32 protein-coding genes are annotated in these 22189 nt (G+C 61.0%); 22 read left to right on the plus strand and 10 right to left on the minus strand.

Annotated elements, in window-relative coordinates; genetic code table 11:
* Positions 1 to 142 precede the first annotated feature (142 nt).
* The 5 genes from YH3_RS11015 to YH3_RS11035 form a co-directional block, all read right to left on the minus strand.
* Positions 143 to 1045 (minus strand): triacylglycerol lipase, encoded by a 903-nt coding sequence (locus YH3_RS11015; RefSeq protein WP_064443511.1) that lies wholly within the window; start codon positions 1043 to 1045, stop codon positions 143 to 145.
* An 86-nt stretch (positions 1046 to 1131) separates the two neighbouring features.
* Positions 1132 to 2169: an alpha/beta hydrolase family protein gene (locus tag YH3_RS11020; RefSeq protein ID WP_058039005.1), complete on the minus strand. Its 1038-nt coding sequence runs from the start codon at positions 2167 to 2169 to the stop codon at positions 1132 to 1134.
* A 118-nt stretch (positions 2170 to 2287) separates the two neighbouring features.
* A complete protein-coding gene (locus YH3_RS11025) occupies positions 2288 to 3148 on the minus strand; it encodes an ABC transporter permease (protein ID WP_058039006.1) in 861 nt (286 codons plus the stop codon).
* A complete protein-coding gene (locus YH3_RS11030) occupies positions 3145 to 4008 on the minus strand; it encodes an ABC transporter permease (RefSeq protein WP_054781949.1) in 864 nt (287 codons plus the stop codon). The genes YH3_RS11025 and YH3_RS11030 overlap by 4 nt, the downstream gene beginning before the upstream one ends.
* A complete protein-coding gene (locus tag YH3_RS11035) occupies positions 4005 to 4976 on the minus strand; it encodes a daunorubicin resistance protein DrrA family ABC transporter ATP-binding protein (protein ID WP_020969036.1) in 972 nt (323 codons plus the stop codon). The genes YH3_RS11030 and YH3_RS11035 overlap by 4 nt, the downstream gene beginning before the upstream one ends.
* 404 nt (positions 4977 to 5380) lie before the next feature.
* Here YH3_RS11035 and YH3_RS11040 point away from each other — a divergent pair, with 404 nt between their 5' ends.
* Entirely contained in the window at positions 5381 to 6238 is an 858-nt protein-coding gene (locus YH3_RS11040) for a glycosyltransferase family 2 protein (RefSeq protein WP_064073940.1), read from the plus strand.
* Between the two features lie 121 nt (positions 6239 to 6359).
* Here the strand turns inward: YH3_RS11040 and YH3_RS11045 are convergent, their stop codons facing one another.
* The 5 genes from YH3_RS11045 to YH3_RS11065 form a co-directional block, all read right to left on the minus strand.
* Positions 6360 to 7337, minus strand: a complete 978-nt coding sequence (locus YH3_RS11045) for a diiron oxygenase (protein WP_064443347.1) — start codon at positions 7335 to 7337, stop codon at positions 6360 to 6362.
* A gap of 6 nt (positions 7338 to 7343) precedes the next feature.
* Positions 7344 to 8243, minus strand: a complete 900-nt coding sequence (locus YH3_RS11050) for a prephenate dehydrogenase dimerization domain-containing protein (RefSeq protein ID WP_007728558.1) — start codon at positions 8241 to 8243, stop codon at positions 7344 to 7346.
* Between the two features lie 8 nt (positions 8244 to 8251).
* Complete coding sequence (gene pabB / locus YH3_RS11055) at positions 8252 to 10336, minus strand: aminodeoxychorismate synthase component I (RefSeq protein WP_007728560.1); 2085 nt, start codon at positions 10334 to 10336, stop codon at positions 8252 to 8254.
* Positions 10333 to 10857, minus strand: a complete 525-nt coding sequence (locus YH3_RS11060) for a chorismate mutase family protein (RefSeq protein ID WP_007728562.1) — start codon at positions 10855 to 10857, stop codon at positions 10333 to 10335. Before YH3_RS11060 ends, pabB begins: the two co-directional genes overlap by 4 nt.
* Before the next feature lie 85 nt (positions 10858 to 10942).
* Entirely contained in the window at positions 10943 to 11419 is a 477-nt protein-coding gene (locus YH3_RS11065; protein WP_003940943.1) for a hotdog fold domain-containing protein, read from the minus strand.
* A gap of 552 nt (positions 11420 to 11971) precedes the next feature.
* On the opposite strand from YH3_RS11065, the gene rpsJ reads away from it, so the two are divergent.
* The 21 genes from rpsJ to rplO all read left to right on the plus strand — a co-directional run bounded on the left by rpsJ (position 11972) and on the right by rplO (position 22167).
* The gene (gene rpsJ / locus YH3_RS11070) at positions 11972 to 12277 is read left to right on the plus strand and encodes a 30S ribosomal protein S10 (protein ID WP_003938093.1); all 306 of its coding nucleotides are present in this window, start codon (positions 11972 to 11974) and stop codon (positions 12275 to 12277) included.
* A gap of 17 nt (positions 12278 to 12294) precedes the next feature.
* Positions 12295 to 12951: a 50S ribosomal protein L3 gene (gene rplC / locus YH3_RS11075; protein ID WP_003940826.1), complete on the plus strand. Its 657-nt coding sequence runs from the start codon at positions 12295 to 12297 to the stop codon at positions 12949 to 12951.
* On the plus strand, positions 12948 to 13622 hold the full coding sequence (gene rplD, locus YH3_RS11080; protein ID WP_003940723.1) for a 50S ribosomal protein L4: 675 nt from the start codon (positions 12948 to 12950) through the stop codon (positions 13620 to 13622). Before rplC ends, rplD begins: the two co-directional genes overlap by 4 nt.
* The gene (gene rplW / locus YH3_RS11085; RefSeq protein WP_003940990.1) at positions 13619 to 13924 is read left to right on the plus strand and encodes a 50S ribosomal protein L23; all 306 of its coding nucleotides are present in this window, start codon (positions 13619 to 13621) and stop codon (positions 13922 to 13924) included. Before rplD ends, rplW begins: the two co-directional genes overlap by 4 nt.
* A 39-nt stretch (positions 13925 to 13963) precedes the next feature.
* Positions 13964 to 14800 carry a 50S ribosomal protein L2 gene (gene rplB, locus YH3_RS11090; protein WP_003940895.1) on the plus strand — a complete coding sequence of 279 codons (837 nt, stop codon included), beginning with the start codon at positions 13964 to 13966 and terminating at the stop codon, positions 14798 to 14800.
* Positions 14801 to 14813: 13 nt separating this feature from the next.
* Complete coding sequence (gene rpsS, locus YH3_RS11095; RefSeq protein WP_003940820.1) at positions 14814 to 15095, plus strand: 30S ribosomal protein S19; 282 nt, start codon at positions 14814 to 14816, stop codon at positions 15093 to 15095.
* On the plus strand, positions 15092 to 15496 hold the full coding sequence (gene rplV / locus YH3_RS11100) for a 50S ribosomal protein L22 (RefSeq protein ID WP_003940717.1): 405 nt from the start codon (positions 15092 to 15094) through the stop codon (positions 15494 to 15496). Before rpsS ends, rplV begins: the two co-directional genes overlap by 4 nt.
* Positions 15496 to 16302, plus strand: a complete 807-nt coding sequence (gene rpsC, locus YH3_RS11105) for a 30S ribosomal protein S3 (protein ID WP_003941003.1) — start codon at positions 15496 to 15498, stop codon at positions 16300 to 16302. The genes rplV and rpsC overlap by 1 nt, the downstream gene beginning before the upstream one ends.
* A 3-nt stretch (positions 16303 to 16305) precedes the next feature.
* On the plus strand, positions 16306 to 16722 hold the full coding sequence (gene rplP, locus YH3_RS11110) for a 50S ribosomal protein L16 (protein ID WP_064443348.1): 417 nt from the start codon (positions 16306 to 16308) through the stop codon (positions 16720 to 16722).
* Positions 16722 to 16958 carry a 50S ribosomal protein L29 gene (gene rpmC, locus YH3_RS11115; RefSeq protein WP_003940734.1) on the plus strand — a complete coding sequence of 79 codons (237 nt, stop codon included), beginning with the start codon at positions 16722 to 16724 and terminating at the stop codon, positions 16956 to 16958. The genes rplP and rpmC overlap by 1 nt, the downstream gene beginning before the upstream one ends.
* Positions 16955 to 17236 (plus strand): 30S ribosomal protein S17, encoded by a 282-nt coding sequence (rpsQ, locus tag YH3_RS11120; RefSeq protein ID WP_003941020.1) that lies wholly within the window; start codon positions 16955 to 16957, stop codon positions 17234 to 17236. Before rpmC ends, rpsQ begins: the two co-directional genes overlap by 4 nt.
* A gap of 346 nt (positions 17237 to 17582) precedes the next feature.
* Positions 17583 to 17951, plus strand: a complete 369-nt coding sequence (gene rplN / locus YH3_RS11125) for a 50S ribosomal protein L14 (RefSeq protein ID WP_003940951.1) — start codon at positions 17583 to 17585, stop codon at positions 17949 to 17951.
* The gene (gene rplX / locus YH3_RS11130; RefSeq protein ID WP_003941019.1) at positions 17951 to 18268 is read left to right on the plus strand and encodes a 50S ribosomal protein L24; all 318 of its coding nucleotides are present in this window, start codon (positions 17951 to 17953) and stop codon (positions 18266 to 18268) included. The genes rplN and rplX overlap by 1 nt, the downstream gene beginning before the upstream one ends.
* Position 18269: 1 nt before the next feature.
* Positions 18270 to 18836 carry a 50S ribosomal protein L5 gene (gene rplE / locus YH3_RS11135; RefSeq protein ID WP_003940924.1) on the plus strand — a complete coding sequence of 189 codons (567 nt, stop codon included), beginning with the start codon at positions 18270 to 18272 and terminating at the stop codon, positions 18834 to 18836.
* A 4-nt stretch (positions 18837 to 18840) separates the two neighbouring features.
* On the plus strand, positions 18841 to 19026 hold the full coding sequence (locus YH3_RS11140; protein ID WP_003940698.1) for a type Z 30S ribosomal protein S14: 186 nt from the start codon (positions 18841 to 18843) through the stop codon (positions 19024 to 19026).
* Positions 19027 to 19477: 451 nt separating this feature from the next.
* A complete protein-coding gene (gene rpsH / locus YH3_RS11150; RefSeq protein ID WP_003940873.1) occupies positions 19478 to 19876 on the plus strand; it encodes a 30S ribosomal protein S8 in 399 nt (132 codons plus the stop codon).
* Positions 19877 to 19890: 14 nt separating this feature from the next.
* Complete coding sequence (rplF, locus tag YH3_RS11155) at positions 19891 to 20430, plus strand: 50S ribosomal protein L6 (RefSeq protein WP_003940970.1); 540 nt, start codon at positions 19891 to 19893, stop codon at positions 20428 to 20430.
* Position 20431: 1 nt separating this feature from the next.
* A complete protein-coding gene (gene rplR / locus YH3_RS11160; protein WP_003940996.1) occupies positions 20432 to 20839 on the plus strand; it encodes a 50S ribosomal protein L18 in 408 nt (135 codons plus the stop codon).
* Positions 20840 to 20870: 31 nt separating this feature from the next.
* A complete protein-coding gene (rpsE, locus tag YH3_RS11165; RefSeq protein ID WP_003940718.1) occupies positions 20871 to 21542 on the plus strand; it encodes a 30S ribosomal protein S5 in 672 nt (223 codons plus the stop codon).
* Positions 21542 to 21721, plus strand: a complete 180-nt coding sequence (gene rpmD / locus YH3_RS11170; protein WP_003940751.1) for a 50S ribosomal protein L30 — start codon at positions 21542 to 21544, stop codon at positions 21719 to 21721. The genes rpsE and rpmD overlap by 1 nt, the downstream gene beginning before the upstream one ends.
* 2 nt (positions 21722 to 21723) lie before the next feature.
* A complete protein-coding gene (gene rplO / locus YH3_RS11175) occupies positions 21724 to 22167 on the plus strand; it encodes a 50S ribosomal protein L15 (protein ID WP_003940829.1) in 444 nt (147 codons plus the stop codon).
* Positions 22168 to 22189 lie beyond the last annotated feature (22 nt).

The raw sequence follows: 22189 nt of genomic DNA on the forward strand, positions 1-22189 counted from the left end.
CGGCCAGGCTCGTATGCTTCGCTCTTCGTGATTGGCCTTGTAGGAGGTCATGTTCACCCGTGACAGCGCACGCTTGTCGATCGGAGTTTGTCGAGCGTGCGATTTCGACCGCTGCGGCTGACCATCTCGACGTCTGGGGCAGCTATGCGCAGGGGATCGGCGTGAATTCCGGATCGAGCGCGGATTTTACGAGGTCCAACGAATGCGCGTCACGAACCAGCCCCGCATGCGAGGCAGTGTTGCCTGGGCATCCATCCTGGACCCAGACGTTGTTTACAACGGAATTGGGGCCTGCGGTAAGGAACGAAGCTTCCGGAGGGGTTGAAATCTGGTCGTGAGCGGTCGCGATTACGGTATACGTAACTCCCGGTTGGGTTTCCGAGCCCGCATTGAGCTCAGTCAACAGCGGTGTCCCTTGAAGTTGTTGAACACCGGCTGGTCCCCAAATCGCCTGAACCAAGAGGTCTCCAGGAAGCCCCATATCTGAGAGTTGTTTGGCGTTTGCTTGCAAGCCGCCGAAGGTCGTTCCGTGGTTGGTAGCGCCGAGGGTGACCAGAGAATGGACGGCGTTTTTCGACGGATCTTCCGGAGTCGAACCACCGTCGAACTTCAGGTACTGGCGAGCGACGACTCCCCCTTGGGAGTGGCCTACGAGATCCACCTGGCCTGCACCCGTATGACGGCGAACTGAATCAACGAAGGTTGCAAGCTCTTTCGCTGAAGTCGCAATGTCCCTGATACCCCATTGGAGAGCGTTGGGATTGAAGATTTCCCGTGCCCCTCCATAATTGAGAGCAAATACGCAGTAGCCGAGATCAGCAAGTTGCGGGGAAAGTTCAGCCCAGGTATCAACCATGTTCGCGGTTGTTCCATGGATGAGAACTACCGGACGAGGATGATCGGCGCTCGGAACGCAATTCCAGTTGTTGGAGCCCGCCGGCGATGGACCCATAGTCGCGAAACCAGGGCTGGGTTCTCGATCATCCGCCAGGGCACTAACTGAGGTGCCAGACAGCAGGAAACACGTTCCCAGTACGACCAGCATGATCCGAATGAACCGCACCGCTGATTCCTCCTATGAAGCTAATCGGTGCCTCGTGCTGGAGTTGAAGCCAGCACGAGGCACTTGAATCAGACGCCCAGAGACTGTGCGATGAATGGCCAGGACTTGTGTAGATCGTCTTGCCAGTAGCCCCATGAATGGGTACCTGTTGGTCGGAAATCCACTACTGCCGGAATATTCAGTTCGAAGAGCCGCTTCGCCATGTTGGAGGTACACAGGTTGGTTGCAAGCTCGATCGGACTGCCGACAACGATCTGGTCGAACATCGCAGCGCGGCCGTCCTGGATGCGCGGATTAGCAGGGGTGTCATTGGGGAAACCGGGGAGCCCGCTGCCGGTGCTCATGTAAATCTGTGTGCCACGCAGCTTCTCAGCGTTCACAAGGGGGTCGTGTTCCCGCCAACCGGGGCCGTCGAACGGACCCCACATGTTCTGCACGTCGTCAACGCCGCCGATCCACTCCGTGGTGGTCTTGACGAACTGCTGGCCGAGCGGATCGCTGGTCTGAGCACACCCGCTGAATGCGGCAACGGAGTTGTAAAAACCTGGGTACTCGATCGCCAGGTTGAGCACAGAAGTACCCGACATCGAGATTGCTGCAATCGACTGTTCGCCATTGCTGCCAAGTTGCTTGTTCAGCAACGGGGGGAGCTCCTTACCCAGAAAAGTGCTCCACATGTTCTTACCAAGTTTCGGGTCTTCCTTCTGCCAGTCGGTGTAGTACGACAGGCGTCCACCAACTGGCGTCGCGACGTTGACGTTCTTGTCCTGGAAGAAGTCGACGACATCGGTCTGGTACTCCCAAGTAGCGGAATCTTGTCCACCACCGGCTCCGTTGAGCAAGTACAGGATGGGACGGGGCGCGGAGTCATCGGCAGGAGTGATGACCTGAATTGGAACAACGCGGTCCATCGACGCCGCGTATACATTCACGATCTTTTGGCGATCGTTCACTTGCTCGACTGAGACGACGTAAGAACCACTCGTGACGGGCTCCACCGAATCTCCGCCGCCCTGGTGAGTGACAGGCGACGCAGTTGCGATACCGGCCGGAACCAGAGCGCACACCATCGTCACCGCGGCGACACCGGTAGCGCGCCTCCACATGGACTGCCTTGTACGCGTCAAGTTAGATACCTCTCGTTGCGTGGCACGGGTACATCGATGCTCATCCCTGGTGCCACTTGTTTCTCGAACTGTGAAGTCGGTTTGCGGTCTGTATTCGTTACGACATCGCCGCGGCGCGTCGGTATCCCCGAATTGCTGGGTAGACGAAGACCAGAATCATGCCGATGGACCAGATCAGCGTCTTGACGAGGGGTTCCGCCACAGGACCGCCCAACGACAGCCCTCTCATCGTGTCGATAGCGACGGACATCGGTTGCTCTGCCACCACTGGTTGAAGCCACTTCGGGTAGGCCATCACAGGGACGAATCCGGAATTGAAGAACATCAATAGTGTGCACGAGATGGATACGATTTCGACGAGCGGCAAGTTGTCGGAGACAGTGGCCAGGGCCGTCACCATCATGGCAAAACCGACGCCGAAAATGACGGGCAACGCCAAGATCGCGAAGGCCGCCAGCGGACCTTGATTGAATCGGAACCCCAGCAGATAGCCGACGCCGAGAATCACGATTGACGTGAGAAGAACTCGGACTGCTTCTGCGATCATGCGTCCGACGAGACTCGAGGCGCGATGCGCGGGGAGCGTCCAGAATCGACTCAGCAGTCCGGACGCGCGTTCACCTTTGAGGCCGACGGCGCTCGCAATCGACCCGAACATAGCGCCTACGAGGATGATCAGTGGAACTGTCCCGAAAATACTCGACTGGCCGGTTGCTGCTGTAATCGAATTGCCCAATACGACCCGGAACATGAGCAACATGAATGCTGGGTATATGAGGGCTTGAATGGCCGTCGACGGATCTCGCAGCCAGGTGAGCAGCAGGCGTTTAGCCTGAATCCCACTGTGCACGACCAGCGCCTTGAACGAGTTCTCGGGGAGCGCTTTATCCGGGTAAGGGAAGTTGAACCCCTCGACCGGGCGGACTACAGCCATGAATCGATCTGTCGGTTCGTTCATGACCGCCTCATACTTGCCCAGAACGCGAGTGGCGCGAACACGACGATCAACCCGATAGTCCACGCAACGACGGGAAACAGGACGCTCCAGGTGACTCCGCCTTGTGCAAGATCACGCATGGCGAATGAAAACTGCGATACCGGTTGATTGCGTACAAACGGCCGAATCCACTCGGGAAAGCCGGTCTCGGGCGCAAAACCGCAGGACAACATCCCCAGAATCAACTGTGGCAATGTCAGCGCTTGACTGGTGGCCTGCGGGCTCTTCGACAATGAGCCGATGGCGTCACCAGCGAAGGACAGGCAGGTGCTGAACGCCAGGGCGACAGCGCAGAACAAGACGGCCTGCCCGACTCCGGCTGAGAATCGAAAACCGATCAAGTGGCCGAACGCCAATGCGGCAGCAAGCGAGACTGTTGATCTGACGAACCCACTGGATTGACGGGACAGCAGCGGGATCGGGCCGACGACCGGCATGGTTTTCATCCGGTTGCTGAAGCCGGTGATCGATTCGGTCGAAGACATTTGAGCAGCCGAGATCGATGTGAATGCCATCGCCTGCAGGACAATGATCGGCATCAAGAACTGCGCGTAGTTGATCCCTTGAAGTTGCATGACGAACTTCAAGGGAAGGTAGAACCCGATCGTGAAGATCAGCGGTGCGATGACTGCAACGAGCAGCTCATAGCGCTTGACCATCGATTTGACGGTGCGTGCAGTCAGCACCCACCACTGATTGATCGCTGATGGATGCGGTCGGCGGTGCTTTCCAACGCTTAAAGCCTCGGGAACTGCAATCTTGCTGCGACTTTCCCCGCGGACAGTCACTTGATCGACCCCGAATTTTGTAGTTGTCGTCACGGCGTCTCGCTTACGTGCTGTTCACCTGTGAGTGAAAGAAAGACGTCATCGAGTGACGGGCGACGAAGCGCGATGTCTGCAAGCGGAATCCGTGCGTGGTCCAGACGACGCAGCGCTTCGGAGAGGGTTCCTGCGCCGACAGGTGCGGGGATAGCGATGCGACCGCTTTCTTGTGCCAGATCGAATCTGAAGTCGCGGGGGACCAGATTGCCCAGGGCATGGACCGCATGAGGCAGCTGTTTGAGATCTGCGGGCACAATCTCGCAGAAGCTTGCGCCGGTTCGCGCCTTCAGTTGGTCAGCAGTCCCCTCAGCAATGACTGCGCCTTTGTCGATGACGATGATGTTGTCGCTCAGTAAATCTGCCTCTTCGAGGTACTGAGTTGTCAGGAGCACGGTGATTCCCTGCTCCTTCAGTGACTGGACCAGCGACCAGACGCTCTGCCGACTGCGCGGATCCAAGCCGGTGGTCGGCTCGTCGAGGAAAACGACCTCGGGGCGAACAACCAGGCCACACGCGATATCGATTCGTCGGCGCATACCGCCGGAGTAGTTCCTCACTACTCGAGATCCTGCTTCGACGAGGTCGAATTGAGAGAGCAGGTCGGCAGCGCGCACCTTCGCCGACATTCGGTCGAGACCCATCAACCTGCCGAACAGTTCGATGTTCTCCCGGCCGGTGAGTGAATCGTCCAGGGCGGCGAACTGCCCGGTCATCATGATGGAGCGTCGAACCTCGGGAGCATTGCGCACTACGTCGTAGCCAGCCACCATCGCGCGTCCACTGGTGGGACGAATGAGCGTGGAGAGGACCTTCACCGTCGTCGTCTTGCCTGCGCCGTTGGGACCTAAGATGCCGAGCACTGTCCCACGTGGGGCGGTGAAGTTGATCCCTCGCAGCGCGTGCACGTTCTTGAAGGACTTGTGTACGTCCTCCACTAGTACCGCTGCGTCCGTGGAAAAGGGCATCAACACTCCGCTGTCTGCATTGTCGGAACGGGCACGCGCTCCCGACGGGCGCACAGATGCCTTCTGTCTTCTATCCGTGATCTCCGCTCAGATGTTACCGGAGGGTCAAACCGACACTCGGGCAATCGGACGCGTGAGAGGGAGTATGTGGCTCCTGCCAGCAACTCTCACCTTCGATTTCACCTTGTGGCAAGAATCACAAATATTCTTTGTAACGTAAAGATCTCTTCTAATTGAACGAATGACCAAATAGATTTTCAGCGCATCTGCGCAGGTGGGTATTCGGTTGCGCGGACCGGAGGTCTTTGATTTGACCGGTGACGAAAGTCCCCCGATTCCTTCCGGTTGGTCCCCTGGGCCCGCTGCTCGATGTCTTGTGGAGAGATTCGCGATACCGTTGGGAAATGGCGAACGCGACGTTGTCGGTGGTTGTTCCGGCTTTTAATGAATCTGAATACATCGAAACGTGCATCGAAGCGCTCATTGCTCAAGGTGAATATGTCGACGAAATCATCATCGTTGACAATAATTCCTCGGACAACACTTCCGAGTTGATCGAGAAGTATCAAAGTAGTTGTCCCAAGGTTCGGCTTCTCAAAGAATCCCGCCCCGGGGTGGTGCATGCGAGAAACAAAGGGTTTGACGCGGCGAGTGGAGAAATTATCGGACGTATCGACGCGGATACGATCGTGGGGGAAGACTGGGCCGTTGCGGTTCACGAATTCTTCGAGCGTCGCGACGATTTCTCGGGCGTAACTGGCCTGACTTACCTTTATGAATCTCCGATCGCCGGCCTTCAGCGCCGATGGACGAATTGGCGACTCGGTCGCGGGGCTCAGGGGGCGGTTCGGCCCGTTGTTGCAGTTCCAGGCAGTAACATGGCGATGCGTCGGTCGGCTTGGTTGGCCGTTAGGGGTGCGGTCAGCGATCGAACCGACATTCATGAGGATATCGATCTATCCCTCTGCATGGCGCATGTTCGTTGCGCAGTGGGGCAGATCTCGAGCATGGCCGCAAAGGTTTCGGGTAGACGTGGAGTTAGTTCGCCGCGAGTGTATGCACGATATAATCGAGCATCGAAGAAAACCCTCGAGCATCATGGTGTATCGAATTGGAAGTTAACATTCTTGATTGCAGCAGACAGTATTCTGCATGCAATCTTGTGGCCTCTTTATCGAATTTATGACAAGGATTCCGGACAACTCTCGTCTCGGGTCTTGGGTCGGAGGCAGCGGGCGCGGGATCTTCCCGTCTTTTCTTGATAAATCCGTCCGGTATTGATTCGAGAACGCTCGTGTCTAGCTGAAAAATCGGGAGTGCCCGATAATTGCGGACTATTGCTGGTTCTCGTTCGTTGCGAACTATTTCTTTTATTGCACGGGATTAACTGGCAGAATATTTATCTGCAGCGATTGTTACTTCTGGTGTAACTTGTAGCTTTTGGAGCAGGGACGTTATTCCACTGTAGTCCTGCACGAACAGTTCGTTGTGCGGTTCCAATGCGACATCGTCGAGCATCTTCCGTCCTCCAGGTATGGCTTCAATTTCCATGATTGCTCGCCACGCGCCGAAGTCGGTCCCGCTGAACGCACGCATTGCGTCCTCGAAACCTTCGAGTAGATAGCTGCGATCTCCACCACCCAGGGAATCCCAGACCAGGACGGCCAATTCCCCGGCAATCGAGGCATGGCAGTACTCGTCGCGAGCGTGCAACCGAATGGTCGCGCGGTTGATCGACTGAACGCCCGGATCGTCCGAGATCAGGTCGAGGTATGCGGTGATCGACACCTCGGCGACGGTCATGAACGCCAACTGTGTCAGGGCAATCTTGCGAGGCCCCTCGGCTGCGTCGAGGGCTTGCGCCTGCGTGCGGACCGTCAGGACGTCGGGCAATGCCTTGGCCGGCAGCCCCCAGCCCCTGCCTCGACGGGTCGCTGAACTGGCATTGAAGTGCATGAGCGTGTGATATTGCTCGTCGACCATCGCCTGATTGACCGCCACTGCAGCCCAATCTCCGAGACCGACGCCGAGTCGGTCTTCGGCGAGAACGTCGAAGCCGGGATTGACGACGTACTTCTCGATGTCCATGACGTTCTTGTTGAACGCGATCCATGCCCAGGCTTGCAGGCGTTGCTTCTGCTCGGGGCTCAATGCCAGGTAGGTCGGATGCTCCGCGAACGGGAGAAGTGCTTCGGGGTAGTCGGACAACGACGAATCGAAGAGATCGTCCAGTTCCGGCTCCGCCTTCTTCACGGTTGCCCGGCGCGCCCAATTGCTCGCAAGGCGGCGGACGATTGCACTCTCGACCGGATCGGAGGCGTCGTACTCCGGGAGGCTGGGCGGACTCACTCCAGGTCTCATCGTGCCCTACTCTCTGTGCCCTTCGGCGATCTCTCTGTGCCCTTCGGCAATGCGATCGAACAAGCTCTGGCACTCCGCGTTCAATTCGCCTGAGCGATTGTCTAGCGCTGCGTCGGCGGTTTTCATCAGCGTCGTGAAGTCGCCGAGGGTCTCGGCCGCCCTGTCCACCTGTGCGGTGGCATCGAACAGTGCTTTTCGTGTCGCACCTGCGTACGGATTGCCCGCTTGTACGTCCCAGTACACCTCCGGTTCGCCGCCGGCTACACGCGCCAGGAGCGCGAGCAAGGCCCGATGCGGGGGAGGGGCGACCGCGAGGAGTTCGTCCGCGGAAACTCCGAGTTCGGCCAGGGCAACGCCGAAAGCCAGCACCGACGCGTGTGTCAGAACCTGGGTAGCTGCGGCCAACCGGTCGTGACGATCGGCGTCCATCACCGCGACCGACGCTCCCCACGAGCGCACGACGTCGAGGAATCTGTCGGACTGCGGACCGCCGACGTACGGCACTGCGATGACGGTCCGACCGCGTGGCCCGAGCGACGGACGGAACATGGGGTTGAGTCCGAGGAACTCCCCTTCTCGGCCGGCGTCGGCGATTGCTGCGTCCATCCGCGATTTGACCGACAGCGTGTCCACAACGAGAGCGCCGGATGTCCGAAGGCTCGGTAGTGCGGCTAGAGCGACCTGTTCGGGAACCGCGAGCACTATGATGCGCGAGGACTCCACGTGCGCGAGGGCTTGCTCACTGGGTTTCGTGATGTCTCCGACGACTACATCTCCGTCGGGATCGCTGCCTGCTGGGTCGACGACGGTGACGGTCGACCCCCCGGCGCGAAGCAGTTCGACGAACATGGATCCGACGGCACCCAGCCCGCCGACAACCGTCGCTGTGCCTGATGCCGCCGTCATGGCTGGATCTACCCGCCGTACTCGAGGACCCGCGAGGACACCGCATCGAGCGCACGGAGCAGCGTGGACGCCTTGACCGTGGTCTCGTCGAATTCTTCTTCCGGATCGGACAACGCTGTGATGGCACCGCCGATTCCGAAGGTCACGCCGCTCTCGGTGCAGACCAGCGACCGGATCACGATCGAGAGGTCCGCGGCGCCACCGAGCGCGAAGTACCCGATCGATCCCGAGTAGACCCCACGTGGGCCTGATTCGAGGCGGTCGATGATCTCCATCGTCCGTACCTTCGGGGCGCCGGTCATCGATCCACCGGGGAACGCGGCACGCACACAGTCCACCGCCGACGACCCCGGACTCAGGTGTCCGCGCACCGTCGACACCATTTGGTGAACGGACGAGTACGACTCGATCGCGAACAGCCTCGGAACGTGGACACTTCCCGGAACGCAGACCTTGGTGAGGTCGTTGCGGGTGAGGTCCACGATCATCAGGTTCTCGGCGCGGTCCTTCTCGCTGTCGAGCAGGTCCTGCCGTAGGGCAGCATCACGCGCTCGGGTGACGCCGCGCGGGCGGGTCCCTTTGATCGGCTTGGACTCGACGTTGCCGGCCGAGTCGACACGAAGGAACCGCTCAGGCGAGGCCGAGACCACCGAGATGCCGGTGAAGTCGAGAAGTGCGCTGTACGGCGTCGGATTGATCGAGCGCAGATACTCGAACGCCTGCTGTGCATCGATCGTCTCGTCGACGCTCGCCATGTTGGTCAGACACACCTCGTAGGACTCACCCGCCCGGATCTCCGAGAGGGCCGTTCCGATCAACGACAGGTACTGATCGCGATCATGCCGAAGGCGAGCCTGCGTCCAGACGGTGTCGCTGATCAGCGGAACGGGGGTGCGTTCCGGAAGGTCCGCGCCGATCCGCGCCAGGGTGTCGACGGTCGATTCGAGCCAATCGTCATAGCCGGCGTCCCGGACTTTCTCGCGCAACCTCAAAACGTGAGTGCGGCCCGCGGTGTGATCGATGACGACGGCGCGATCGGCAAACACCAGAGCGGCATCAGGAGTGGGTGCCGGATGGACTGCCCTTCCTCCGGTCTGTGCTTTCAGTTCGTAGCCGAGGTATCCCACGTAGCCGAGGTTGAAGTCGAGTTCCGGATGCGAGGGCACGAAGCGTGTCGAGAGTTGTGCGTCCAAGTAATCGAAGAAAGGAACTCGAATGTGCTCGTCGGACAAGCCTTTTCGGCTGACAGTCAGTACCTCGGCTTGCACGTCGTACGTGATGAACTCGGCCAGCGGCCCCGACGAATCGCCGAGAATCGAAAAGCGCGCACTCGGCTCTGCGGTTGCCGCGCGGTCCAGCCAGAACGCGTTCGGGCCGTCGGCGAACAGTGCTGCATAGGCCGCCGACGGGTCCACTGCAAAATCGAGAGTCACGTCGTCGACGTCGTAGTTGATCGCCGGCCGCAGGTCGGGTGTTTGCGGAACAGGTTCGGGTCGGATCACCGAATCCAGAGTGCGTCCGACGGACAGATCGCGGAAGTTCGCGAGCAAATCTATGCCGAACTCGGTACTGATGGACTCCGGATGGAACTGAACGCCCCACATCGGCTTGGTCCGGTGCCGGACACCCATTAGCAGACCGTCGGACGTCCACGCGGTACGAACGAAGGCGTTCGGCAGATTCTCGACGGTCAACGAGTGGTAGCGAACAGCTCGGAACGGCGACGGAAGTCCGGCAAAGATGCCCGAGCCGTCGTGATCGATCAGCGAAATTCGGCCGTGCATCGGGACGGGCGCAACCACCACGTCCGCGCCGAACAACTCGCACAGGCCCTGGTGGCCGAGACAGACACCGAGAAGTGGGAGAGGCGCTTCTTCGATGAAACGGCGGCTGATTCCGAAATCACGGTCGCGATCCGGCCGGCCGGGACCTGGGGAGATGACCACGTTGTCGTACGACGCGAGATCGAGGGAATCCCAATCCGCGTCGTTGCGGACCACGGTCGGCACAACCCCGTTGACCTCGGTCAACAGGGTGAACAGGTTGTAGGTGAACGAGTCGTAATTGTCCACCAGAAGGGTGCGGGAACTCATGTCGATGATCCTGATCTCGGTCCGACGGATTCCCGAACAGTGTCCTCCTCCTCAACAGGTGCGTTGATCACCAGGTCTTCGAGTCGACAGGTCTCGGCAATCATCAGCTCGTACAGGGCGTTGAAGAAGTCGGGGGAGAGGTCGTGTCTACGGGCGAATTCACGCGCCCGCTCCTGCACGAGGCGGACGCGGCCGGGTTGCATCATCGGAACCTCGCGGGAGCGCTTCCACTCGCCGATGCGCAGGCAGAGTTCCAGCCGCTGCCGCACCGTCTCGAGAAGTAGAACGTCGATGGCGTCGAGGTCGCGCCGGAAGCTGTCCAATCCCTCGGCCTCGTCCGGATACGACGAGGTCTGCGTGCCTGCTTCGGAACTCGTTGTGGTCAAGAACTCTTCCACGAGGCCTCCCGGTGCTCGGCGTGACGCGAGGTCGACAATGTGGTGCCCGGAACGCAACCCACCTCCGGACACCGGCACCCCGACCGACCATCGCCGTTCGGGGAGGTGTTCCACGATCGTCATTCGCCGAAACCTGCGGTGGTGCCTAATTCTGCGAAACCTGATTGGCGGGCGAATCAGGTTGCGATGCAGGCGGGTTCGTGAGTGCCTACTTGGGGGAGACCCAGGTGGTGATTTCGGCGTGGACTACTTCCTTGCCGCCCCGGTCGAAGATCGAGATGGGAACGAGAAGTTCCGTGCCACTCTCGATCGCCGCGAAGTCCGGCAAAGTCTCGAGTCGGGCGACCGCCCGCAGGCCGGTCTCGGCCTTGGCGAGGTAGTCGACCTTCATCGACTTGGGGATCCAGCGGTGCGAGTTCGGAACCGTCGCTTCGCTCAGCATGCCCATCGCGACCTCCGCGAGGTTGCAGGCAGCGATCGCGTGAAAAGTGCCGAGATGGTTGTGGACGCCCCACCATTTGGGGGAGCGGACCTCGCAGAGCCCTGGTTCCAACTTGGTCACCCGGGGGAGAACAGAGGCGAAATAGGGCACGCGAATGGACATCGCCGCCGAGAAAACTGCATGTCCGAGGGCATTGTCCGGCAATTTCTGCCATCCGCGATAGGTAGGGCTGGAGGTAGTCATAGGCCTATCTTACTTCTGAGTAAGGTTGTTGTCGCGCAGCTCACTCGGAAAAGGCAGTTCGGGGGAGTTGAGGATTTGGGCCAGGTACGGCATACTGGTCGGGTTGCCTTGTCCGGGACGCGGTCGATTGCGGCCGTGATCGGGTAAGGGTAAGACGTCACAGACGATCGATCGCAGATCCCGTCAGGGTAATCGGGTCAACGACTGTGACCATGCAAGACGAGAAGTAATGCAGGACGGAAGCAGTACCTACTTTGTGTTCGACATCGAACACGTCCGGTATGCATCACGCGCCAGATAATCGAAAGATTGTCCGGCGCAGGATGAGTGAGAAGGCGACACGCCCGACCGCGTGTACCGGAGAACAATGACAAACGAACAGCGGCAGCAGATCCTGATCTCGATCCGAATCTCGGTACTCCCGAGAACTTGGACTTGGTCCCGATCGCTTCAGTGTTCGTCGTGTCATCGTCCAGGCAAGGACTGTGCAGACGAGGTAGCTCGAGCCTGACCAGGCGGGCTACGAAACGCGGCAAGAAAAGGACACTAAGCGTGGCGGGACAAAAGATCCGCATCAGGCTCAAGGCCTACGACCACGAGGCGATCGACGCGTCAGCGCGCAAGATCGTCGAGACGGTAACCCGTACGGGTGCCCGCGTCGTTGGACCTGTGCCGTTGCCGACCGAGAAGAACGTATATTGCGTCATCCGCTCGCCGCACAAGTACAAGGACTCGCGCGAGCACTTCGAGATGCGTACTCACAAGCGGCTGATCGACATTCTCGACCCGACGCCGAAGACGGTTGACGCGCTCATGCGCATCGACCTTCCGGCCAGTGTCGACGTGAACATTCAGTGACGGCGGAGACAAAAACAATGACTGATACCAAGATCAAGGGAATCCTGGGCACCAAGCTCGGCATGACCCAGGTCTTCGACGAGAACAACCGGGTTGTCCCGGTCACCGTCGTGAAGGCTGGGCCGAACGTCGTAACCCAGATCCGTACCGAAGAGCGTGACGGCTACAGCGCCGTTCAGCTCGCGTTCGGCGCCATCGACCCGCGCAAGGTGAACAAGCCGACTTCCGGCCAGTTCACCAAGGCTGGTGTGACCCCGCGTCGCCACGTAGTGGAGCTCCGCGTTGCGGACACCTCCGACTACGAGGTCGGCCAGGAGCTCACCGCCGAGGTCTTCGAGGACGGCGCATACGTCGACGTCACCGGAACCAGCAAGGGCAAGGGCTTCGCCGGAACCATGAAGCGTCACGGCTTCAAGGGACAGGGCGCGTCGCACGGTACCCAGGCTGTTCACCGCCGCCCGGGCTCCATCGGTGGCTGTGCAACTCCCGGCCGCGTGTTCAAGGGCATGCGCATGTCCGGACGCATGGGTAGCGACCGCATCACGACGCAGAACCTCTCGGTCCACAAGGTGGATGCAGAGAACGGCCTGCTGCTGATCAAGGGTGCGATCCCCGGCCGCAAGGGCGGCCTCGTGATCGTCAAGAGTGCAGTGAAGGGTGGTGCACGGGCATGACCAGCACCGAGACCAAGTTGACCCTGGACGTCAAGGTCGCCGGCGGCAAGACCAACGGCACCGTCGATCTCCCCGCTGAGATCTTCGACGCTCCGGCCAACATCGCGCTTCTCCATCAGGTTGTCGTCGCGCAGCTCGCAGCTGCTCGTCAGGGAACCCACTCCACCAAGACCCGCGGCGACGTCCGCGGCGGTGGCAAGAAGCCGTACCGCCAGAAGGGCACCGGCCGCGCACGCCAGGGCTCGACTCGCGCACCGCAGTTCGTCGGCGGCGGAACCGTTCACGGCCCGCAGCCGCGTGACTACAGCCAGCGCACCCCCAAGAAGATGAAGGCAGCCGCTCTTCGCGGAGCCCTCTCTGACCGCGCACGCAACGAGCGCATCCACGTCATCACCGAACTGGTTGCAGGGCAGACGCCTTCGACCAAGGGCGCAATCGCGTTCCTCGGCGAGATTTCGGATCGCAAGAAGCTGCTGCTCGTCGTGGGTCGCCAGGATGTAGCCGCTTGGAAGAGCGTGCAGAACCTGGAAGGCGTGCATCCCATTGCACCCGACCAGCTCAACACCTACGACGTGCTCAATGCAGACGATGTCGTGTTCAGCGTCGAGGCACTCAACGCGTTCATCCACGGGCCCGCAGAGAGCGCTCAGAACAAGGAGGACGCCAAGTGAGCACCATCGCTGACCCCCGCGACATCCTGCTCGCTCCGGTCATCTCCGAGAAGTCCTACGGACTGATCGAGGAAGGCACCTACACCTTCCTGGTGCACCCGGACTCGAACAAGACGCAGATCAAGATTGCCGTCGAGAAGGTCTTCGGCGTCAAGGTGACCAGCGTCAACACCGCCAACCGTCAGGGCAAGCGTAAGCGGACCCGATTCGGTTACGGCAAGCGCAAGGACACCAAGCGCGCGCTCGTGACCCTGTCCGCTGACAGCAAGCCCATCGAGATCTTCGGAGGACCGGTCGCGTAAGCGCCGGGACTTGACGAGACATAGAGGACGAGAAGACTCATGGCAATCCGTAAGTACAAGCCGACAACACCGGGCCGTCGTGGCTCGAGCGTCTCGGACTTCGCCGAGATCACTCGGTCGACCCCCGAGAAGTCGCTGGTTCGCCCGCTGCACGGTCGCGGTGGACGTAACGCACACGGTCGTATCACCACCCGTCACAAGGGTGGCGGACACAAGCGTGCATACCGACTGATCGATTTCCGTCGCAACGACAAGGACGGCATCCCGGCAAAGGTCGCTCACATCGAGTACGACCCCAACCGCACAGCAAACATCGCACTCCTGCATTACGCAGACGGTGAGAAGCGCTACATCATCGCCCCCAAGGGCCTGGTGCAGGGTTCACCGGTCGAGTCCGGTGCAGGCGCCGACATCAAGCCGGGCAACAACCTGCCGCTGCGCAACATCCCGACTGGTACCACCATCCACGGTGTGGAACTGCGTCCCGGCGGCGGAGCCAAGATGGCTCGTTCCGCAGGCGCCAGCATCCAGCTCCTCGGTAAGGAAGGCAGCTACGCCACGCTGCGTATGCCTTCCGGTGAAATCCGTCGCGTCGACGTGCGCTGCCGCGCATCCGTCGGCGAGGTCGGCAACGCCGAGCAGTCGAACATCAACTGGGGCAAGGCCGGCCGTATGCGTTGGAAGGGCAAGCGCCCGACCGTTCGTGGTGTCGTGATGAACCCGGTCGACCACCCGCACGGTGGCGGCGAGGGCAAGACCTCAGGTGGACGCCACCCGGTCAGCCCGTGGGGTAAGCCTGAAGGCCGTACCCGCAAGAACAAGGCAAGCGACAAGATGATCGTCCGTCGCCGCCGCACCGGCAAGAACAAGCGCTAGGAGGGAGTGAAGGATGCCACGCAGCCTTAAGAAGGGCCCGTTCGTCGATGACCACCTCCTCGCGAAGGTGGATGTACAGAACGAAAAGGGAACCAAGCAGGTCATCAAGACCTGGTCCCGTCGTTCGACAATCATCCCGGACTTCATCGGCCACACGTTTGCAGTTCACGACGGCCGCAAGCACGTCCCCGTGTTCGTTTCCGACTCCATGGTCGGACACAAGCTCGGAGAGTTTGCACCGACCCGCACGTTCAAGGGTCACATCAAGGATGATCGGAAGGCGAAGAGGCGATGAGCAACACCGAAACCGCCAACCCGACTGCCAAGGCTGTAGCGAAGCACGTTCGCGTTACGCCGATGAAGGCACGTCGAGTTGTGGACCTGGTCCGCGGGCGCTCGGTTGAAGACGCCCTGAACATCCTGAAGTTCGCGCCGCAGGCAGCGAGCGAGCCGGTCGCCAAGGTGATCGCCTCCGCAGCAGCCAACGCCGAGAACAACCTCGACCTCGACCCCAGCACGCTTGTCGTTGCTACGGCGTTCGTGGACGAGGGCGCGACCCTCAAGCGGTTCCAGCCGCGTGCACAGGGACGTGCGTTCCGTATTCGCAAGCGCACCAGTCACATCACCGTGATCGTGGAGAGCCTGCCGAAGACCGGAACATCGACCCGTAATCGCCGGAAGGGAAGTGCTCAGTAGTGGGCCAGAAAATCAACCCGCACGGCTTCCGTCTCGGCATCACCACCGACTGGAAGTCTCGCTGGTACGCAGACAAGCAGTACGCGGAGTACGTCAAGGAAGACGTCGCGATCCGTAAGCTCCTCGCCACCGGCATGGAGCGCGCAGGAATCGCGAAGGTCGAAATCGAGCGCACCCGTGACCGTGTTCGCGTGGACATCCACACTGCACGTCCGGGCATCGTCATCGGCCGCCGCGGCGCCGAAGCCGATCGCATCCGCTCCGAGCTCGAGAAGCTGACCGGCAAGCAGGTTCAGCTGAACATCCTCGAGGTCAAGAACGCAGAAGCTGAAGCACAGCTCGTCGCACAGGGTGTGGCCGAGCAGCTCTCGAACCGCGTTGCCTTCCGTCGTGCAATGCGCAAGGCCATCCAGTCGGCCATGCGTCAGCCCAACGTCAAGGGAATCCGCGTTCAGTGCTCCGGTCGTCTCGGCGGCGCCGAGATGTCCCGGTCGGAGTTCTACCGCGAAGGCCGTGTGCCGCTGCACACGCTTCGTGCGGACATCGACTACGGCCTCTACGAGGCCAAGACCACCTTCGGTCGCATCGGCGTCAAGGTCTGGATCTACAAGGGCGACATCGTCGGTGGCAAGCGTGAGCTCGCCGCCAACACGGCCGCACCGGCCGGGGATCGCCCGCGTCGTGAGCGTCCGAGCCGTCCGCGTCGTTCCGGTGCCACCGGTACCACTGCGACCAGCACCGAGGCCGGCCGCGCAGCGACCGCAACCGCCGATGCTCCCGCAACTGAACAGAATCAGGAGGGCTGACGCATGTTGATCCCACGGCGGGGCAAGCACCGCAAGCAGCACCACCCGAGCCGTTCGGGTGCCGCCAAGGGCGGTACCCAGGTGACCTTCGGTGACTACGGCATCCAGGCTCTCGAGCCTGCCTACATCACCAACCGGCAGATCGAGTCCGCTCGTATCGCCATGACTCGGCACATCAAGCGTGGCGGCAAGATCTGGATCAACATCTTCCCGGATCGCCCCCTCACGAAGAAGCCGGCCGAAACCCGAATGGGTTCCGGTAAGGGTTCGCCCGAGTGGTGGATTGCCAACGTCAAGCCCGGACGCGTTCTGTTCGAGATGACATACCCCAACGAGGAGATTGCTCGTGAGGCCCTGCGCCGCGCGATGCACAAGCTCCCGTGCAAGTGCCGGATCGTGACCAGAGAGGAGCAGTTCTGATGGCTACTGGAACCCCAGCAGCAGAGCTCCGCGAGCTCAGTGAAGACGAGCTGGTCACCCGGCTCCGTGAGTCGAAGGAAGAGCTTTTCAACCTTCGTTTCCAGATGGCTACCGGCCAGATGGACAACAACCGACGACTGCGCACCGTTCGTCACGAGATCGCGCGCATCTACACCGTCCTGCGTGAGCGTGAGCTCGGACTCGCTGTGGGTCCGGATGCAGGTGACGCGGCATGAGTGAGGAAAAAGCAGTGAGCACAGAAGAGCGCGCGAGCCGTAAGGTCCGTGTCGGATACGTCGTGTCCGACAAGATGGAAAAGACGATCGTGGTCGAGCTCGAAGACCGCGTCAAGCACAAGCTCTACGGCAAGATCATCCGCCGTACGACCAAGGTGAAGGCGCACGACGAGAACGGCGTTGCCGGCGTCGGCGACCGCGTTCAGCTGATGGAAACCCGTCCGCTGTCCGCGACGAAGCACTGGCGTCTGGTCGAGGTCCTCGAAAAGGCCAAGTAAGCCTGATCGAATCCTCGAGCTGATCGAGTATCACCGAATGGCCCGCTTCCCCTTGGGGGAGTGGGCCATTCGGCTTTCCGGGGGCTTTCGGGGCTTTCCGGGCGAAGGGTTCGAGTTGCGTCGAGTACGGCTGATTTGGTATTCGGTGAACCCTTCCCTACAATAGAACGGTTGCCTGTGGCAGAGGTGTGTCTTCACGTGCGCAGCTCGAACGGTGCTTGCAGTGATCGTCTCCCGACGTCAGTCGGTGGGACTGCAGCTCAGACACGACGCAGGTGGCAACAATGACCGCGCGCACCGGGTCGGTAATCCGTTGCGCACGAAATTCCAGGTCTAGGGAGATCAAGTGATTCAGCAGGAGTCGCGAGTTCGCGTCGCTGATAACACGGGTGCCAAGGAAATCCTTTGCATCCGCGTTCTCGGCGGTTCGTCACGTCGCTACGCCGGGATCGGTGACGTCATCGTCGCCACCGTCAAGGACGCAATCCCCGGTGGAAACATCAAGAAGGGTGAGGTCGTCAAGGCCGTCATCGTTCGCACGACCAAGGAGCGCCGTCGTCCGGACGGTTCCTACATCAAGTTCGACGAGAACGCTGCAGTGCTCATCAAGGCTGACAGTGATCCCCGTGGAACCCGCATCTTCGGACCCGTCGGCCGTGAGCTGCGCGAGAAGAAGTTCATGAAGATCGTTTCGCTTGCCCCGGAGGTGCTGTGATGAAGGTGCACAAGGGTGACACCGTTCTGGTCATCGCCGGCAAGGACAAGGGCGCGAAGGGCAAGGTCATTCAGGCCTACCCCGCGACCGACAAGGTCCTCGTCGAAGGCGTGAACCGAATCAAGAAGCACACCGCGGTTTCCGCGAACGAGCGCGGAGCATCCTCCGGCGGCATCGTCACGCAGGAAGCCCCGATCCACGTTTCCAACGTTGCAGTCGTCGACTCGGACGGAAACCCCACCCGCGTGGGCTACCGCACCGACGAAGAGTCCGGCAAGCGCGTTCGGATTTCCCGGAAGAACGGGAAGGACATCTGACATGACCTCCACCGAAAACAAGGTCCAGCCGCGCCTCAAGGCACGCTACCGCGCTGAGATCAAGGACGCGCTCAACAGCGAGTTCGACTACTCGAACGTCATGCAGATCCCCGGCGTCGTCAAGGTTGTCGTCAACATGGGCGTCGGCGACGCTGCCCGTGACGCCAAGCTGATCAACGGCGCTGTCCATGACCTGTCGCTGATCACGGGCCAGAAGCCCGAGATCCGCAAGGCACGTAAGTCCATCGCGCAGTTCAAGCTCCGCGAAGGTATGCCCATCGGTGCACGCGTCACCCTCCGTGGTGACCGCATGTGGGAGTTCCTGGACCGCCTCGTGTCTGTCGCTCTGCCCCGTATCCGCGACTTCCGCGGTCTCTCGGGCAACCAGTTCGACGGCAACGGCAACTACACGTTCGGCCTCAACGAGCAGTCGATGTTCCACGAGATCGACGTGGACAAGATCGATCGCCCCCGCGGCATGGACATCACCGTCGTGACCACCGCAACCAACAACGAAGAAGGCCGTGCACTGCTCAAGCACCTCGGCTTCCCGTTCAAGGAGAACTGAGCGCATGGCTAAGAAGGCATTGGTCAACAAGGCCAACAAGAAGCCCAAGTTCGCGGTTCGCGCCTACACCCGCTGCCAGCGGTGCGGTCGCCCGCACTCGGTGTTCCGCAAGTTCGGCTTGTGCCGTATCTGCGTTCGCGAGATGGCTCACGCCGGCGAGCTTCCCGGAGTTCGCAAGAGCTCTTGGTGATCTGAGGCCCTCGGGCTTCGTCACACCACGCATGTGAATGGGCGTGGGTTCCTTTGGAACCCACGCCCATTCGTGGTTTTCATCGAGATGTGAATCGTGCCGATCCTGAAAAGAACTGCCCCGCTGCGACTCTGGTTGAAAGCGATCATCGTTCGTCGGTGTCGTTCTTCGGTGCCGAACGAGCAGTTCAGATTTCGGGGTGCGTCGATAGCTTCCCGATCGCATCCTTCGGGCGGCAGTGGGGGAGGCGACATGGGATCCCGGTGGACACCTGCGCCGAAGTTCCCTACACTAGAGCGGTTGCCGTGGCTGACGCATGCGTTCAGCTCGGTGCGGTAACTTACGCCGTCTGACACAAGTCGGACGGCCCAGCCGAATTGCTGGAGGCCCACGATCGGATTCGTCCGGTGTTGCATGGGAACCACAGCGAGAAAGGTGTCGAGGTCGACCTATGACCATGACTGACCCCATCGCAGACTTCTTGACGCGTCTGCGCAACGCCAACACGGCGTACCACGATGAGGTGAAGCTTCCCCACTCGAAGATCAAGGCGAACATCGCCGAGATCCTCAAGCGCGAGGGCTACATCTCCGATTTCCGTACCGAAGACGCAGAGGTCGGCAAGACCCTCATCGTCGATCTGAAGTACGGTCCCAGCCGCGAGCGTAGCCTCGCCGGCGTGCGTCGCGTTTCCAAGCCCGGTCTCCGGGTTTACGCGAAGTCCACCAACCTGCCCAAGGTCCTCGGAGGCCTCGGCGTGGCCATCATCTCCACGTCGTCCGGTCTGCTCACCGATCGCCAGGCGGCCAATCAAGGAGTAGGCGGGGAAGTCCTCGCCTACGTCTGGTAAGGGAGGCCACCACAATGTCGCGTATTGGAAAGATTCCGGTCACCGTCCCCGCGGGCGTTGACGTCACGATCAGCGGCCAGGATGTCACCGTCAAGGGTCCCAAGGGCACCCTCGCGCTGACCATCTCCGAGCCCATCGCAATCGAAAAGGCAGAGGACGGCTCGCTGAGCGTCACGCGCCCCGACGACGAGCGTCGTAGCCGCGCGCTGCACGGTCTGTCGCGGACCCTGGTTGCGAACATCATCACCGGTGTCACCGAGGGTTACACGAAGAAGATGGAGATCCACGGTGTTGGTTACCGTGTGGCACTGAAGGGCAAGGACCTCGAGTTCGCGCTCGGCTTCAGCCACCCGGTGCCGATCGAGGCTCCTGAAGGCATCACCTTCGTCGTCGAGTCGCCCACCCGGTTCTCGGTGTCCGGCATCGACAAGCAGAAGGTCGGGCAGATCTCGGCCAACATCCGTCGTCTCCGTCGTCCGGACCCGTACAAGGGTAAGGGCGTGCGTTACGAGGGTGAGCAGATCCGCCGCAAGGTCGGAAAGACGGGTAAGTGATATGAGCCAGACTGCAAACCAGAAAGCCAAGCGGATTCCGCTGGGCAAGGATGCGTCCACCAAGCGTCGTCTCTCGAAGACGCGTCGTCACTTCCGTCTCCGCAAGAAGGTCTCCGGCACGCCCGAGCGTCCCCGCTTGGTCGTCAACCGGTCCTCGCGCCACATCCACGTCCAGCTCGTGGACGACCTGGCCGGCCACACCCTGGCCTCCGCGTCGACCATCGAAGCAGACGTGCGCGTGGCAGAAGGCGACAAGAAGGCTGCGAGCGCGAAGGTCGGTCAGCTGATCGCCGAGCGCGCCAAGGCTGCCGGCGTGGAAGCAGTTGTCTTCGACCACGGCGGACACGGCTACCACGGTCGCATCGCGGCCCTGGCAGACGCGGCTCGCGAAGGCGGGTTGAAGTTCTGATGACCAACATTTTCAACGGAAGGACAGCCTGATGCCGGGACGTCAAAGGCGTGACGGCGGAAGCGGACCCGCCGGACAGAATGGCCCCAACAGCGGTGACAACAGCAACGCTCGTGGGGACAACCGTGGTGGCGGCCGTGACCGTCGCGACGGTGGCCGTGGCGGAAACGCTGCGGAGAAGTCACAGTTCATCGAGCGCGTTGTCACGATCAACCGCGTTTCCAAGGTCGTCAAGGGTGGTCGTCGCTTCAGCTTCACCGCTCTGGTGATCGTCGGAGACGGCAACGGACTGGTCGGCGTCGGCTACGGAAAGGCCAAGGAAGTTCCCGCGGCCATCCAGAAGGGTGTCGAGGAGGCTCGCAAGAGCTTCTTCCGCGTCCCGATGATCGCCAACACCATCACTCACCCCGTTCAGGGTGAGGCTGCTGCCGGCATCGTCATGCTTCGCCCGGCAAGCCCCGGTACCGGTGTTATCGCCGGTGGCGCTGTGCGCGCCGTGCTGGAGTGCGCTGGTATCGCGGACATCCTGTCGAAGTCGCTCGGTAGCGACAACGCCATCAACGTCGTGCATGCGACCGTTGCTGCGCTCAAGGGTCTGCAGCGTCCCGAGGAAGTTGCGGCTCGCCGCGGCCTCACCCTCGAAGAGGTTGCACCCGCCGGCATGCTTCGCGCTCGCGCACAGGCTGCTGGGAGTGTGAAGTAATGGCAGATCTCAAGGTCACTCAGATCAAGAGCATCATCGGGACCAAGCAGAACCAGAAGGATTCTCTGCGCACGCTGGGTCTCAAGGGCATCCGTCAGACCGTTGTTCGTGAGGACAACGCACAGAACCGCGGTCTGATCAACGTGGTGCGCCACCTCGTAACAGTTGAGGAGGTCTAACCATGACCATCAAACTGCACCACCTGCGCCCCGCTCCGGGATCCAAGTCCAACAAGATTCGTGTTGGACGCGGTGAGGGCGGCAAGCGTGGTAAGACCGCAGGTCGCGGTACCAAGGGCACCAAGGCACGTAACACCGTGCGCGTGGGCTTCGAGGGTGGACAGATGCCGCTTCACATGCGTCTGCCCAAGCTCAAGGGCTTCACGAACCCGTTCCGCGTCGAGTACCAGGTCGTCAATGTCGGCGACATCGCCCGTCTGTTCCCCGAAGGTGGAGCAATCACGGTCGAGGATCTCGTCGCCAAGGGCGCAGTCCGCAAGAACCAGCTCGTCAAGGTTCTGGGCGACGGCGAACTGACAGTTGCCGTTCAGGTGACCGTCGACAAGTTCACCGGTTCCGCCAAGGAAAAGATTGCTGCTGCCGGTGGTTCCGCCACCGAGCTGTGAGTGATCACGCGTAGCTAGTCCG

This window comes from Rhodococcus sp. YH3-3 (assembly GCF_001653035.1).
In the GTDB taxonomy this organism is placed as follows: Bacteria; Actinomycetota; Actinomycetes; order Mycobacteriales; family Mycobacteriaceae; genus Rhodococcus_F; species Rhodococcus_F qingshengii.